Raw genomic sequence first — 15,797 nt, forward strand, 5'->3', positions numbered from 1 at the left:
ACCATGTCAAATGGATATTATGCTGAATGACTTATAAATGATAAATGCGACCTGATCGAGGCAATCGATCCAGGCTGTCCACCTGCTTCTGCCCATATTGGGGTATTGCCAATGGTTGATTTCACTGCAGATTGTAAGTACACTTTCCATTTTCAAGCAAGTACAAATGACACGGAATACCGTGTTACCTAGCGAAGTGCAACAACCCAATGGTACTTTCGTCACATATCGCCAGACGGATTGGCTCGACGGGCCCGCAGAATCCGATCGAGTAGCGGTTGGCACCAATGAACACGACAAGTTCGCGAATGTTGTTTTGCTCTCCAATGCTTCCTATAAGGTGATCGTTCAAACAAAAAATCTTTGCGGCGATTCCGACCACTTTATCCTCTTTTTTACTACTGGAGATTGTGATTTACGGCCTGATAACCCTGGTCCGTTGAATCCAGTTGAAGAGGGTAGCATAATAATTTACCCTAATCCTGTCATTACTGGTACGAGCTTGAATTACACTTCGCATGTCACTGCGAACATATACATTTATCTAACTACTACTTCCGGGAATGGAAATTCCACCCAAACCTTGCTCAAACAGGCGGACTCCGGAAATAAACAAGCCGGGAGCTATATTGTATACTTCCCTGAATACGAGCTAAGCGAAGGGCTTAATTACATCAGTATTCATGCAGGTGACCAAATCATAGTTAAACGCGTCCAAAAAAATTAAACCATGCCCTCCTATAGAACCATCATTTCAGGTCTTTGTCTCGTTATGGGATTCCTGAGCGCTAATCTTCGTGCGCAAGATTCTATTGTAGTTACCCTTCCGTTCTATTTCGAAGATGCACAAGGGAATAGGGATACGGTCACGATCATTATTTCCGATCATAAAAGTGATTCGATTAACGCAGCTCTAAGGTCTTCCAACATCTTGGGAGAACCTTACGACAGTGTGCTTGAGGTACGGGCAAGCGAATATGATCAATTCATTTTCGGTGACCCCGCCAGATATGAGTACAAAAGGCAGGTAATTAGGCGAGTCTATCTCAGTGGAGATCCTGACGAGTGTATTAATTATCTTTTTAGTGAAGTAATAGCTTTCGCCATCAACGTCAAGTATCCACCTTTGAAAGTATACTGGAATCAGGACGCCTTTGCCAGAGACGGCTTTTCCAATTGTACGCATACCTCCTGGATAATTAATAGTTTTATTGCGGAAACAGTTTATCCGTGGTGGACGGTCGAAAATAGGGAAGGAGGGATATATTGGAAATGCCTCGCCTTGGATTCTTCCATCGTTTACCAGTCTTTTGACGCAATGCCCGGCTCCAATTCCCATCGTGCCTTCTCTTTTACCTTACAACCCGTAGAAGGTAGCTCCAATCCTTTAGATACAATTGAAGTTCTGTCTATTTATTTGTCCCCCCCATTATTTATGCCTTGCTCCGATCTCATCTCTTCCACTAGCGTCACGCCACCAAGTGTGCAGCCCAGTGTTTTCCCGAATCCGGTGTCGGGGCTCCTACACTGGCCGGATGGTGCGAATGCCTCTCCAGTGCAAGTTGCTACGGTCTATGCCATGAATGGCCAACGGCTACTGATGCAACAACGAGTGGATAGTAGCCTGGATGTTTCCCAATTACCGCCGGGTGCGTACGTCCTACGCTTAGATTACCAGAATGGGCGCTTTTCGGCCCACAAATTTTTCAAGCGTTAACCTTTGGTCTGATAAAGATGGTTCCTCACTTTCAAGGATAAAAATTGGCATTTGAATAATGAAGTAGGACTAATCCCTGCTAGGTCGTAATTCGTTTCTCAATCCCTACCGTTCATACACCATCGCCCGGTGCGGAATCCCATCTTCGTCGTAGAGGTCGCCAACGCCCACGAAGCCTACGCTGCCGTAGTACTCCTGCAAATGGGCCTGGGCGCTGATCTTGACCGGCTGGTGCCCGAAATTGGCGAAAAGCAGGCGGAGGGATTGCTCCATCAAGGGCCGCCCCAGCCCCTTGCCCCGCGCAAAAGGAGCGGTGATGACCCTCCCGATGCTGGCGTACGCCGGGTAGGAAACCCCCTTCGGCAAGAGCCGGGTGTAGGCCGCCAGCCGACCATCTTCGGCCAAGCCCAGCAGGTGGATGGCCTGGAAGTCTTTGTCATCCAGGTCTTGGTACGGGCAGTTTTGCTCGACTACGAAGACCTCAATGCGGAGTTGGATGATTTGGTAGAGTTGCTGCGTATCCAGCTGGGCGAAGGGCAGGGATTTCCAGGTCAGTTGCACGGGCAGAAAAAGGTTTGGCGGGGCCAAGGTAAGCGCTGCTCGCGAATGTGCCGAAGATGAGGAATAAACAAAAAGTTGGTCCTTTTGAATTTTAAGTTTTTTGCTTTAAATTTGCCTTTTCACCGGACTTTACCATGGCCAAAACCAAAACCTCCTTCTTCTGCCGCAACTGCGGTTCGGAATCCCCCAAGTGGATGGGCCAGTGCCCCAGCTGCCGGGAGTGGAATACCCTGACGGAAGAAACCATCGTCCAGACCAAAAACGAGCGCCTCGATAACCAACCCAACTGGCGCGAAGTCGGGAAGACCAGCAGCAACGGCCCCGTCGGCAAAGGGCCCCGCCCCATTGCTCTCGATCAGGTGGTGGCTGGCGAAGTCCACCGCCTCATCGCGCCGGACCAGGAACTCAACCGCGTCCTGGGCGGCGGCATCGTCCCCGGCAGCATCATCCTGTTCGGCGGGCAGCCGGGCATCGGGAAGTCGACCCTGCTTTTACAACTCGCCCTGCGCCTGGGCCAGCGCGTCCTCTACGTCTCCGGCGAAGAGAGCGAAGAACAGATCAAGATGCGCGCCGACCGCCTCGGCGGGGCCTCCCACAACTGTTTCTTGCTGACCGAGACAAACACCCAAAAACTGCTCCAGCACGCCGCCGAGCTTCAGCCCAAGCTGCTCATCATTGATTCCATCCAGACGCTCGCCAGCCCCCACGTCGATAGCATGGCGGGCACCGTAAGCCAGGTACGGGAATGCGCCGCCGAACTGCAACGCTTCGCCAAAGAAACAGGCATCCCCACCTTTTTGATCGGCCACATCACCAAGGAAGGGTCCATCGCCGGCCCCAAACTGCTGGAACACATCGTCGATGCCGTCCTCCAATTTGAAGGAGACCGCAACTACACCTACCGCATCCTCCGGACCCTGAAAAACCGCTTCGGCAGCACCGATGAACTGGGCATCTACCAAATGGATGGCTCCGGACTGCGCGAAGTCTCCAACCCCAGCGAACTGTTGCTCTCCGAACGCGACGAAGACCTCTCCGGCTCCGCCGTCTGCGCTACCCTCGAAGGGATGCGGCCGATGCTCATCGAAGTCCAGGCCCTCGTCAGCACCGCCGTCTACGGCACGCCCCAGCGCTCCGCAACGGGATTCGACCTGCGCCGCCTTTCCATGCTCCTGGCCGTCCTGGAAAAAAGAGCGGGACTGCCCCTCGGCAACCAGGACGTCTTCCTCAACATAGCCGGAGGAATCCGGGTGGATGATCCGGCCATCGACCTCTCCATCGTCGCCGCCCTGCTGTCCAGCGCCATGGACGTAACGATCTCCCCCGAAATTGCCTTTGCCGGAGAAATTGGTTTGAGCGGAGAGATCCGCGCCGTCACCCGCATTGAACAGCGCATCCAGGAGGCCGATCGTCTGGGCTTCCGCTCCATCTACGTTAGCAAATACAACGTAAAGGGCCTCGACCCCGACCGCTACAGCATCCGGATCTACACTCTGGCTACGGTTCGGGAATTGTACGAAGCGCTGTTTGCCTAAACCTTACTTATTCGGCACGGGGTCAAAACCTCCCGCGTCCACGGGTTCCATCACGTAAACTTCCCAGCCGCCCCCCATTGGCCGCAGGGCCCGGAATTGGGTGACGGATGAAGTGGTGAAGTAAATGTACTGTTCCACCGCCTGCGCCGCAGCAGCCACAAAGCGGTGCCCCCGTTGCGCATCGCGGGGGTAGTAGCGTTCGGGGCCGTTGTCAAAGCGCAAGGGGTGGTGGCTGGCGCTGAAACCGAGCTTACTCACTTCGTCGTCGTCCAGCCGCCGCTCTTCGTAGTAGCTCCAGCGGCCGCGTTCATTTTCGGTGTACAGGTAGCGCGTATCCGGCTTGTTGACCCCGGTGATCTCAAATTGTCGGGCGCTGCTTTGGTGGTCGTTGTCCCAGTCAATTTGGGCAGAGCGTCCCACACGGAAGGGTTCGTGGTTCCAGTGGAAAACCTCGCCGGAGGGGGCGGAGTAAAGCGGGAAGTTGAAGTCGTTGGAAGAGGCCGGCAGGGCACGCGGCCGGACGGCACCCGGATGCAGGCTAACCTCCCAGTCTTCCCGGCCCTGCGGCGGTGCGCCCGGGGTGGGGGAGACCAGCGTTTTTTCAGCGGCCTTTTGGTGGATTTTGGCTTCGGCTTCTTCCATCTTCGCCACCATCGCGTTCGGCAACCATTTTTTAATGGGTTGCAACATCTCGAGTTGCTCCTTCATCTGGTTGAGATCCAGCGCCGTATGGCCACTCCTGGATAAGTCGAACGTCTCGTCGTTGCTGATGTGCAGATAGGCCTCAATAGTGCGCTCCAGCTCCATCAGCAGCTCGCGGTCGGGTTCGGCGTGGAACAGGGTTAGCTCCGCGCCGGTATCCAGCTTGGCCTTCAGGTTGTAGGTCGGCTGGTTGTTGATCCGGACACTGCTCTTCCCAACGTACAATTGCACCAGCGACCGCGCCGGAATATCGTGCTCCGCCGCAAAGGGCCACGGCATGGGCCCGTGCGCAATCTTCAGCGCAGAAGTGGAAACCGTAATCGTAGATTTATTGATGAAGCGCGTAGCCGCAAAATACCCCACCAGCACGCCCACGATGAGGTGAACGCTGATGAACCACCCGGCTTCGACGAGGAGGAAAAAAATGACGAAGGAGTTCCAGAAAATGGCCCACAGCAGGATGAACCAACTGCTCGCCGTGCGCCAGGAGTAGGAAATGTCGAGGGTGCCCGAGTTGCGGACGATGTTGATCTTCTTGGCCATGGTGGGTGCTAAAGCAGCGAAGATATGGTCCCGAAGGGAAAAAATGCTGCGTTCAGCTGCCTATTCTGCGCTTTCGTGGCCGTCGATCACCCCGCGGCCTCCTGCGGCGGGAAAGCTACAGTAAGCATCAAACACTGGGGTCTGGCCAACGCGTCTGGATGGCCTCCAGTTCCTGGTAAATGGCCTTGGACAAGACCACGTCGATGCTGCCGATGTTCTCCCGCAGTTGCTCCAGGCTGGTGGCCCCGATGATGGTGCTTTGGCTGAAATCGCGGTCGATGACGAAGGCCAGCGCCAGCTGGGCCAGCGGCAGGCCGTGCTTTTGGGCCACTGCGGCGTAGGCCTCGGTGGCTTCCAGCGCCGCTGCGCCGTTGTAGCGTGTGTACTGCTTGAATTGGTTGAGGCGCGAATCCGCCGTAGCCCTTCCATCGAGGTACTTCCCCGAAAGCCGGCCCATGGCCAGCGGCGAATAGTGGAAGCCAGCAATGTTTTCCCGCAGGCATACCTCGGCCAAACCTACCTCGAAGCTCCGGCTGAGCAGGCTATAGGGGTTCTGGATGCTGACCGGCCGGGGCAGGCCGTGGACGTCGGCGAGGTGCAAAATCCGCATCACCCCCCAGGGCGTCTCGTTGCTCAGGCCCCAGTGACGGATGCGGCCGCTCTGGATCAGCTCGTTTACGGACGTGAGGATGTCCAGAAAGTTGTCTTCCCAGACATCATCTTTAATGGTATGGACGCCGCGTTTGCCAAAAAAATTGGTCTTGCGGGCTGGCCAGTGGAGTTGGTAGAGGTCCAGGTAGTCGGTCCGCAGGCGGTCCAGCGATTTGCCCAGGGCTTCGTCCAGTTGCGCCCGTTCGTAGCCCAGGGGATTGCGAATGTGGCCGGCGAAGGGCAGTGGGCCGGCAATTTTGGACGCCAGGAAGAGGTCTTTGCGCATGCCCGTCTGCGCCAGCCAGCTGCCGATGATGCGCTCGGTGCTGCCCTGCGTCTCTGCCTGGGCGGGCACGCTGTACAGTTCGGCGGTATCGATGGCGTTGATGCCCATTTCCAGGGCGTAATCCAGTTGGGCGTGGCCCTCGGCCTCGGTGTTTTGCTGGCCCCAGGTCATGGTGCCCAGGGTAATTTTGGAAATCTCGAAACCAGTGGTGCCAAAGGTGGTGTAGCGCATGGGGTGTGTTTACGGACGGGAATGCCCGGCGCCGGCTAAAGTTCAATGGGCGTTTTTGTCGGGCGCGGCCGCAGGTGCTCCCCCCCGACCCCCCGAAAGGGGGAGAATGGACAAGGAGCAAGGGTAGGGGAGGGCCAGCAACCGGATGATCTGCCGGCCAAACACTACTTTTGCCCTGCATCTTCCATCCCCCCTGAATCGCCTCCCCCATGGTCCGTCTCTCCGTCAACCTCAACAAAGTTGCCCTCATCCGGAACAGCCGCGGGGCCGACTACCCCAACCTGGTGCAGGTTGCTCTGGATTGCGAGCGCTTCGGTGCCCAGGGCATCACCATCCACCCCCGCCCGGACCAGCGCCACGCCCGTTACTCCGACGTGGCCGAATTACGCGCCGCCTGCACCACCGAACTCAACATCGAAGGTTACCCCGCCGGGGAGTTCATCGACGTGGTCCTGGCCAGCCGCCCCGACCAGGTCACGCTCGTCCCCGACGAACCCGGCCAACTGACCAGCGACCACGGTTGGGACACCGTCGGTCGCGCCGGTTTTCTCCGCGAAGTCCTCCAACCTTTCCAGGCGGCCGGCATCCGCACCTCAATTTTTGTTGATCCCGACCCCCGGATGATCGAAGGGGCCAAAGCGGTGGGAACTGACCGCATCGAATTTTACACCGGCCCCTTTGCTCATCAGTTTAAACACGGGCCAGCCGCCGCCGTCGCGCCCTTCACTGAGGCCTGTCAGCTGGCGGCTGATCTGGGCCTGGGCATTAACGCTGGCCACGACCTCAACCTGGAAAACCTCGCCTACTTTGCCCAACACATGCCTGGCCTTCAGGAAGTTAGCATCGGCCACGCCCTCGTTACCGATGCCCTCTACCTGGGCTTCGAAGAAACCATCCGGCGCTACCTGGCTTGCCTGCGGGGCGCTTAACTAAATGGTGGTCAAACTTCCTTAATCTAAGACGATTTGGGGTTGGCACATTTTCCAAAAATTTCGATGAATCGCCACGGAGGATCGACCAAATTATCCTCTCTATCGACCGTTGTTTGGGCAATTAATTCGTCGGGGGGCTTGCACAAGCAGCGAATTGAATTAACTTTGCGTTAAGGAATCGGGCCCGAAGTGTAAAGCCAGCGCCCCTGAGTTTAGAACGCTAGTAGAAACACTGCCTGACCCCGCGTAGAAAGCTTTATTGAGATCATTACCCGCACTTTTCCATACACTCCTTACACAAAGACGCTTAATTTTCAACTACGCCCCTCCCCAAACCACCTTGTTTTGCTCACCTAAGACGCTTAAAGGTCTTTGCAGGTCTACACCCTGCGTGCTTTCACCACATTTTATCACCATTTGAGACTAGTAATCAACTTAAATTTCAACTAGAATGAAGAGAATTTCGCTAGTGATTGCGTTCGTCTGCTTTGCCTATAGTTTGGCATTTGCGCAGTCAACGCTCACCGGTACTGTCGTTGACGAGTCTGGCGAGCCCCTGATTGGGGCTTCCTTGCTCGTTAAGGGCACGACCTCCGGAACCGTCACGGACATTGACGGTAATTTTTCCATCGCCGTTCCGGCCAACGCCGAGGTAGTTATCGTAAGCTACACCGGTTTTGCCACCCTCAACTACCGCCTTACGGGCGCTACCGAAGGGGTAACGATCACGCTCTCTGAGAGCGCGGCGCAATTGAACGAAGTAGTAGTAACCGCCCTCGGTATCCGCAAGGAGAAAAAGGCCTTGGGTTACTCTGTTGCCACCATTGGCTCCGGTGAGGTACAAAACCGCGTCGAGTCTGACGTGGGCCGTATCCTCCGTGGTAAAGCAGCAGGTGTAGACATTACGCAAACTTCAGGGGTAGCCGGTTCCGGTACCAACATCATCATCCGTGGCTACAGCTCCATTTCTGGTTCCAACCAGCCGCTGTTCGTTGTAGACGGTGTGCCTTTCAACACGGCAACCAACACCGACCGCAACTTCGTTACGGGTGGTGCAACGGCTTCCAGCCGCTTCCTTGATTTGGACCCCAACAACATCGCCGAAATCAGCGTACTGAAGGGTCTCTCCGCTACCGTCCTCTACGGTGAGCAGGGTGCCAACGGTGTAATTCTGGTTACGACCAAGAATGGCCAAGGTGGCGCCAATGCCCAGAAGGGATTTGAGGTGAGCTTCACCCAGGGCGTTGCCCGTACGGAAGTGGCCAACCTGCCCGACTACCAAAACACTTTTGGTAACGGCTTTTCTGGTGACTACGGTCTGTTCTTCTCCAACTGGGGCCCCGCATTTGATATCCGCGGCAGCAACGGTGTTGCCGCTGACGGAACGGTACCTCACCCCTACAGCCGTGCCAACCTGGCCGCTATTTTTCCGGAATTCGTCGGTGCGCGTACCCCATACCAGCCCTACGACAACGTAACTGAGTTTTTCCAACCCGGTGCGGTGTACAACACCAGCGTCAGTGTGGACAAGAACTTCGGCAACGGCATCAGCTTCAACGCCAACTACAGCTATCTGGATGACCAGGGCTTCGTTCCCCAGAACACCTTTAAAAAGCACAATGCAGGCATTGGCGGTAAGGTTGACCTGGCCAACGGCCTCAAGATCCAAACCAGCCTCAACATCGTGAACTCCGACCGGGTGAACCCCCCAGCCTCTATCGGCTTCGGCTCTAACCCTTCCGGCGCTTCTGTATTTGCCAACGTACTGTACACGCCCCGCTCCGTCGACCTGTTGAACTGGCCGTTCCAGAATCCGGTTACCGGTGGCCACGTCTATTACCGGGGTGGTAACGATATCCAGAACCCACTGTGGGGCCTCCGGAACATGTTCGACCGCGAAAACGTGACCCGCTACTTCGGTAACGTTTCGATGAGCTACGCCATCAACGACTGGCTGACGGCCAGCTACCGCATCGGTATTGACCAGTACACGCAGGAATCCCGCCGCGAAATCAACAAAGGTGGTGCCCAGGTTCCCGATGGTCAGCTCGTCACCACGACGCGCCGCAACACCATCCTCGACCAGGTCATCAACCTGTCTTTCGATACCGACCTGAGCGAAACCTTCAACCTGAGCGGTATCATCGGCTACAACGAGCGTACGGATAAGCTGAACCTCAGCCGCGTATCTTCTTCGCAGCAGTTCATTTTCGACCTCTTTGACCAGGATAACTTCATCAACCACATTGGCAGCCAATCGGTCATCAACGAAGGCCAGCGCGGCATTTACGGTAGCATCACTGCCGGTTACAACCGTTACCTCTACCTGACGGCTTCTGCCCGTAACGACTGGAGCTCTACGCTGGAAAAAGCCAACCGCTCTATCCTCTACCCGTCCGTCAGCCTGAGTTTCGTGCCAACGGATGCTTTCCAAAGCCTGCAGGGCAGCCGGGTCCTTAACTACCTGAAACTGCGTGCAGGTTACGGTACCTCCGCCCGTTTCCCCGATCCCTACAGCACCCGTGCCATCCTGGGCAGCGCCACCAACGTCAGCCAATCTCCCGCCGGCGCAACGCTGAATACCAACTTTGTGGATAACGTACTTGGTAATACCGCACTGGAGCCAGAACTTTTGGGCGAACTTGAATTCGGCGTAGAAGGCCGCTTCTTCAACAACCGCATTGGTATTGACGTAAGCCTCTACGACAAGCAATCCAGCGACCTGCTGGTAGACCTGCCCCTGGACCCCGCTACGGGTTACACCCTGACGACGATCAACGCCGCCGAGGTCTCCAACAAGGGCATCGAAGCCAGCCTGAACCTCATCCCCGTTAAGTCTAAGGACTTTACCTGGGACATGACCTGGAACCTTACCCGCAACCGCAACGAAGTCATCAGCATTGCCGAAGGGGTTAACCAGGTAACGATTGCTGGTTACACCAACCTGGGTAACTTTGCTATTCCCGGTGAGCCTTTCGGTGCCATCCAGGGTTCTGCCTTCCGCCGCGGTCCCAACGGTGGCCTGCTCGTAAACGCCGCCGGTGAATACGAAGCCACCAACGACATCGAAATCATCGGTGACCCGAACCCGAACTACCAGGCCAACTGGTTGAACACCATCAGCTACAAAGGCCTCAGCCTCAACTGGCAGTTCTCCTACACCGACGGTGGCGACATCTACAGCATCACGGCCGCAACTATGCTGGCCCGCGGTCTGACCACCGATACCGAATTCGACCGCGCCCTTCCCCTCATCCTGCCGGGTGAAAATGCAGAGGGTGCTGTAAACACGGTACAAGGTTACGCTGGAGACTACTACTTCGCGGCCTTCTTCGGTGCCGACGAAGGCTCCATCTTCGACGCTACTGTGATTCGTCTGCGGGAAGTTAGCCTCAGCTACAGCCTTCCCGCCAGCTTGCTCAGCAAGACTCCTTTCGGATCCATCAGCCTGCGCATCGCCGGAGAGAACATGTGGTACTACGCACCGAACTTCCCTCCCGGAGTAAACTTCGACCCCGAAGTCCTCTCCCTCGGGGTAGGTAATGGCCGTGGTTTCGATTACCTCACTGGCCCTACCGCCAAGAAGTACGGAGCAACCCTCAGCCTCACGTTCTAAACGCAACCATCCTTTTCTAAGACTCCTTTTGTCCCCTCCCGCCGTAGCTCCAAAGCTACACCGGGAGGGGCAGGAGACAAGCAACAGATATGAAACTATTCAAGAAAATTGCTCTGGCAATGATCGTCCTATCCATGGCCGCCTGTGCGGATCTGGACGAATTGCTGATCAACCCCAACGGCGTTGATCCCACCCGCGCCGATGCGGTTTCGCTCTACAACAGTGTACAGCTGAACTTCCGCAACGTCGCCAACAGCGGTGCCGTTTGGGGCTTCGCAGGCGGCCTTGCCCGCCAGCGGGCAGAAATCGGTGGCTTTACTTACGAAGCTACTCACGGCCCAACTGAGTTCAGTGGCCTTTGGGACGATGTTTACGCCGATCTCTTTCCGGACATCGACGCCTACATTGCCATCGCTGAACCTCTCGGTCTGCGGACGGAGGTGGCTTCTGCCAAAATCATGAAGGCTTACTCCTTGATGCTGCTGGTGGACCTCTTCGGCGGTGTTCCCCTTTCCCAGGCCGGACAGGGCCAGGATGGTGTAACCAACCCCGGTGACGATACCGGCCCAGAAGTATACGCAGCCGCCGTTGCGCTGCTGGATGAGGCCATCACTCAGCTCACGGGTGCAAGCAACATGACTTCCGGTGTTTTTGACAACTTCTACGGTGGTAATGCCGCCAACTGGGCCCGTGCGGCTAAAACCTTTAAGCTGCGTGCGGCCGTCACCACCCGCCTCGTCAACGGTGCCGGTGGCGTAGAAACGGTTAACAGCATCTTCGCGGAAAACGACTTCATCTCCTCCAACAACCGCAACTTCGAATTCAAGTACGGTACCAACCGCAACGTGCCCAACAACCGCCACCCCTTCTACAACGACAGCTACGAAGCGGACGATGGAGTGTACCAGTCCAACTGGTACATGTGGTTGCTCGCTGAATCCAAAGGATTTGAAGATCCCCGTACCCGCTTTTACTTCTACCGCCAGGAAACGGACATCCTCAGTGCCATTGACGATGACCCCGATGCCTTCGACTGCATCTTCACCCGGGTACCCCAGGAGGATTTCCTCCCTGAACACTACGCGGCCGTTTCGCCCGATATGCCTTACTGCTTAGGCAGCTACAGCAAAGGATATTTTGGCCGCGACCACCTCAACGGTTCCGGTATCCCACCGGATGGTCAGATCCGTACCGTGTACGGCCTCTACCCCGGTGGTGGCAAGTTTGACAACGGTATCCGCGATGGCGACGTACAGAACAACGGTGTTGACGGTGGACTTGGTGCGGGTATCGCCCCCATCTGGCAGGCTTCCTTCTCCCACTTCATCCTGGCCGAAGCCATCCTGACGATGGGCGCTACGGGTGATGCCCGGGCCCGCCTCCAGAGCGGTATGGAACTTTCCCACGCCCGCGTCCGCAGTTTCCGCTCTTTGATCGATGAGGGTGAAGTACTCGCTACCGTCCCTACTACCGTAACGGTAGCCAACACCATCCCTGCCGATTCTACGGTAACCAACTACGTTAACTTCGTCCTGGCTGAATACGACGCGGCTACCAGCGACGAAGAGCGCCTGGGCATCGTCGCCCGTGAATACCTGATCGCACTGTGGGGCAACCCTATCGAAGGCTACAACCTCTACCGTCGTACCTGCCTGCCCGCCGCTATCCAGCCCGGCATTGACCCCAATTCTGGTCCCTTCATCCGTTCTGCCCTCTACCCCGCAGTACACATCAACCTGAACCAGAACGCTACGCAAAAAACCAGCTTCACCGAGCCGGTTTTCTGGGATACCAACCCTGCCAGCTGTAACTACTAACAGGATTTCTGATGCCTTCGGTCGGGCCATTCCACCAAGCCTTGGCTGGCTCCCCGGCCCGACCGAAAGTTTTGCTTAACTTTTATCCCGCCTCAAAACGCTGGATTAAAAAATATACCATGTTAAAAAAACTTTCTTACCTGATGGCAATCGCCGTCCTCGCAGCCGCTGGCTGTACGGACCCGGATTCCGCGCCGACCATCACCTTCGAGACCCTGGGTATTGGGGCTTTCCCATTCCTGGAGGAACTGAAAACCGCTGAGTTTGACTTGGCCAACTTATCCACCTCCGCTTACGAAATGGACGTGTCCTTCGTCGATAATGCCGGTGGAAATGATGTTGCCCAGTACAACATCTACGTTTCCTTCAATGACAACAACCCCGACAACGGGACCATCGAGTTTCCATCCACCCTTTACAAGTCATTTACCCCCAGCGACTTCGCGCCACTGGGTGAAAAGGGCAACCTGGGCCTCACGGTTCGCATTCCTTTTTCGGAGATCGCTGCATTTGTTGGTGCCGGTGCTCCAGACGCAGTAGTGTCTGGTGACCGTTTCCGCTTCCGTACTGAGATCGTAAAGGCCGACGGTGTTACGTTCTCTTCCGCCAACTCAACGCCCGCCATCACCAGCTCTTTCGGTGGTATCTGGAACTTCGACGTTACCGCTACTTGCCCGCTAGCAAACACGGCGTTCGTTGGCAACTATGCAGTATCCTACGGTAGTGTTTATGACGAATTTTCCCTTTTTAACTTACCGGTTCAGGCTCTGGGTAATCCCCCACTCAATCTGGTAGTGGAGTTGAAATTGATAGCTGGTTCTACCACGCGACGTACCTACGACGTAGGAACCACCGTAAACCCCGGCTATATGTTCGATGCGCCGCCTGCTACCCTCGAGTTTGCTTGTGACGTAGTACGTTCTACCGCCATCGACTCACGCCAAGGGTGTGGGACTGGATCCATTGCTGCCGTACAAACGGGTGTAGCTACCTTCGACCTCAACGACGACACCACTTGGACGATTGAATTCACGGAATACGGTGCTAACGACGGTGGGTGTGGCGTTCCTGCTATGAATTACAGCCTCGTATTCACGAAGCAGTAATTCAGCAACCTGCGATTTTACCCAAAGTGGGGTGCTGCCTTCCGGTGGCACCCCGCTTTGTATTTGTGAGCAGCCCTTTATTTCTCCCCCTTTAATCCCTTACCACTCAATCTGGTATTGGTAGCCGCTGCCCGCCTCAGGGCTCTTTTTTGCCGCACTCGCCGTCGTTGTATAGGTAATCTGGACGGCGGTTGCGGGGGGCGTCGGGGCTTTTTTGGTCGGTTTTGGCAGTTTGAAATGAACGTTCAGGTCTTGGTGGATGCGCACTTTTTTCTTGCGGTCTTGCGGCACCGTAAAGCGCAGCAAGCGGGTAACGCGCAGCGCTTCTTCGTCGCAGCCGTGGCCCAGCCCCTGTTTGATTTTGGCATCGACGACTACGCCGCGGTAATCCAGGGAGTAACGCACCGTCACGGTACCCTCTACCTTGGCCGCCAGCGCCTCAAGGGGGTAAGTCAGGTGGCTGCTGACAAACTTGCGCAGGGCAGCCAGCCCACCGGGGTAAATGGGTTTGGCAACGTGGGTAATCTTATTTTTAGCCATAGTCAAGGGGGAAGGGGATAATGGGGGCGCGGCCGCAGGTGCGGGGCGGCGGATCGGAGAGCAATGTAAAGAAAAGCCATCAGATCAGGTTTTCGAGGCGGAAAACAACGGTAGTGTAGTCTTTGCCGCGCAGGTACTTGATTTTGATCTTGCGGCCGGGTTTGCCTTCCAATTTGTGAAGAACGTTGGCGAGGGAAAGAAAGGTTGAGGATACGCCATTGACGGCCACGATGCGGTCCCCCACCTGCAGGCCTGCCCGGCTGGCGGGGCTTCCCGGTACAATGCTGGCCACGTTGTAGGTCCGTAGGTTCGTCCCCCCGGCCAGGAGGCTCATCCCGCTGCGGTCGTAACGGAATTTTTTCTTCCAGCCCTTTCCCTCCGGCCGCAGGTAAACGCGGTAGTTGATGTAGTCTACCACAACGTTGAAGCGCTTGAGGATGCGGTTGCCGATGATGCCTTCGCGGTCGTTGAGAAAGTCTAACCCTACCGTATCCAGGGGTTGGAAATAGGTGACTACGCCGCTGAGTTCTTTCCCCGCCAGCCGGAGACTCCGCGCCCGGCCGACACTGCCCTCCAGCGAACCGCCCAGGCCATTGGCAATGCGGGTGGGCACCGTCAAAACCGGCAAATCCTCGGCCTGGGCAGTAGAATCCGCAAACGTGTGCATCAACAAGGTCAGGCCCGCCCCGGAGTCCACCAATAAGCGCCGGGTAGTGGGCCTGGCATCGGCCACGGCCAGCGGAACTTCCAGGTAGGCCCGGTTACGAATGAAAACGGAAGGGACTTCTACGTGGCGGTTAGAACGGCGAAACTCACTGGGCTCATGCAGGATAACGACACGGCGACCATAGTCAAACTCCACGATGAAGCGCATCAGAAAATCAGCGCCCAGGATGCCGTGGATGTTGCTGCCAATGATTTGTTCAAAGTTAAAGTAGTTCTCCTCCAGGACCAACACGGAGCGGTTGCGGGCCAGCAGGACATTGGCCAGGCGCATATCGATGCCCGTAGCCAGGTAGGCGGTGAGGTCGGCCTCAACGTCCGCCCCCCGCACTTTGAAGGTGCGGCGGTAATCCACGTTGAGCAGGTCCGTCATCTTTTTGTCGAGCAGGACGGTGTTCTCCGCGCCCGTGTCGATGATGAAACGCAGTGGCAAGAGGTTGTCCAGCAGCACATCAATAATGATGAAATCATTCTCCAGTTCAAAAGGCAGCTCGATGTATTTGCCACCCCGCAGGCGCTTCAGGTCCGTACGTTGCCCTAAGACTTCCCCTTGCACCTGCGTCAGCGCAAAAAACAGGAAAAGCACCCGCCAGCAAGGGGCGAGCAGGAAGCTGACCAGCCCAGTACACGCAAATCCTTTCCGCATTGGGGAAAGATAGTGACAAAGATTTAAGCAGTGGGCAGTTGCCACAGCGAGGGCGAATAGCTTAGACAGACTCTAAGAAAACCTAGTGCTGCTTAGTGCGCTGAATGTCCTTAGTGGTTCAAAAAAAGCGCGCGAAGCGGGGGACTCTGTTTCCTGATCCATGCCGGCAAATTGCGGAAGTTAGTGGGCAT

At 56.2% G+C, this 15,797-nt stretch carries 12 protein-coding genes; 7 read left to right on the forward strand and 5 right to left on the reverse strand.

Going from position 1 to position 15,797, the window contains the following annotated elements; all coding sequences use genetic code 11:
- The first annotated feature begins 166 nt into the window (after positions 1–166).
- Both H9S92_RS10975 and H9S92_RS10980 read left to right on the forward strand, forming a co-directional pair.
- The gene (locus tag H9S92_RS10975; RefSeq protein WP_187466755.1) at positions 167–727 is read left to right on the forward strand and encodes a hypothetical protein; all 561 of its coding nucleotides are present in this window, start codon (positions 167–169) and stop codon (positions 725–727) included.
- A gap of 3 nt (positions 728–730) precedes the next feature.
- A complete protein-coding gene (locus H9S92_RS10980) occupies positions 731–1,717 on the forward strand; it encodes a T9SS type A sorting domain-containing protein (protein ID WP_187466756.1) in 987 nt (328 codons plus the stop codon).
- A gap of 105 nt (positions 1,718–1,822) precedes the next feature.
- On the opposite strand, the gene H9S92_RS10985 is transcribed toward H9S92_RS10980, so the two are convergent.
- Positions 1,823–2,278, reverse strand: coding sequence for a GNAT family N-acetyltransferase (locus tag H9S92_RS10985; protein WP_187466757.1), 456 nt, complete (start codon positions 2,276–2,278; stop codon positions 1,823–1,825).
- Positions 2,279–2,412: 134 nt separating this feature from the next.
- Here H9S92_RS10985 and radA point away from each other — a divergent pair, with 134 nt between their 5' ends.
- Positions 2,413–3,813, forward strand: a complete 1,401-nt coding sequence (radA, locus tag H9S92_RS10990; RefSeq protein WP_187466758.1) for a DNA repair protein RadA — start codon at positions 2,413–2,415, stop codon at positions 3,811–3,813.
- Between the two features lie 3 nt (positions 3,814–3,816).
- On the opposite strand, the gene H9S92_RS10995 is transcribed toward radA, so the two are convergent.
- Both H9S92_RS10995 and H9S92_RS11000 read right to left on the reverse strand, forming a co-directional pair.
- Positions 3,817–5,058, reverse strand: coding sequence for a hypothetical protein (locus H9S92_RS10995; RefSeq protein WP_187466759.1), 1,242 nt, complete (start codon positions 5,056–5,058; stop codon positions 3,817–3,819).
- 127 nt (positions 5,059–5,185) lie between these two features.
- Positions 5,186–6,226 carry an aldo/keto reductase gene (locus tag H9S92_RS11000; RefSeq protein WP_187466760.1) on the reverse strand — a complete coding sequence of 347 codons (1,041 nt, stop codon included), beginning with the start codon at positions 6,224–6,226 and terminating at the stop codon, positions 5,186–5,188.
- Positions 6,227–6,435: 209 nt separating this feature from the next.
- Here H9S92_RS11000 and H9S92_RS11005 point away from each other — a divergent pair, with 209 nt between their 5' ends.
- From H9S92_RS11005 to H9S92_RS11020, 4 genes are all read left to right on the forward strand, one after another.
- Positions 6,436–7,155 carry a pyridoxine 5'-phosphate synthase gene (locus tag H9S92_RS11005; RefSeq protein WP_187466761.1) on the forward strand — a complete coding sequence of 240 codons (720 nt, stop codon included), beginning with the start codon at positions 6,436–6,438 and terminating at the stop codon, positions 7,153–7,155.
- A gap of 454 nt (positions 7,156–7,609) precedes the next feature.
- A complete protein-coding gene (locus H9S92_RS11010; protein WP_187466762.1) occupies positions 7,610–10,774 on the forward strand; it encodes a SusC/RagA family TonB-linked outer membrane protein in 3,165 nt (1,054 codons plus the stop codon).
- An 89-nt stretch (positions 10,775–10,863) separates the two neighbouring features.
- Complete coding sequence (locus tag H9S92_RS11015; protein ID WP_187466763.1) at positions 10,864–12,591, forward strand: SusD/RagB family nutrient-binding outer membrane lipoprotein; 1,728 nt, start codon at positions 10,864–10,866, stop codon at positions 12,589–12,591.
- 119 nt (positions 12,592–12,710) lie between these two features.
- Entirely contained in the window at positions 12,711–13,697 is a 987-nt protein-coding gene (locus tag H9S92_RS11020; RefSeq protein ID WP_187466764.1) for a hypothetical protein, read from the forward strand.
- A gap of 99 nt (positions 13,698–13,796) precedes the next feature.
- Here H9S92_RS11020 and H9S92_RS11025 read toward each other — a convergent pair whose 3' ends face one another.
- Positions 13,797–14,237, reverse strand: coding sequence for an energy transducer TonB (locus tag H9S92_RS11025; protein ID WP_187466765.1), 441 nt, complete (start codon positions 14,235–14,237; stop codon positions 13,797–13,799).
- Between the two features lie 79 nt (positions 14,238–14,316).
- The gene (locus tag H9S92_RS11030) at positions 14,317–15,606 is read right to left on the reverse strand and encodes a PDZ domain-containing protein (protein WP_187466766.1); all 1,290 of its coding nucleotides are present in this window, start codon (positions 15,604–15,606) and stop codon (positions 14,317–14,319) included.
- Positions 15,607–15,797: the final 191 nt, after the last annotated feature.

This window comes from Neolewinella lacunae (genome assembly GCF_014349155.1).
Classification (GTDB): Bacteria; Bacteroidota; Bacteroidia; order Chitinophagales; family Saprospiraceae; genus Neolewinella; species Neolewinella lacunae.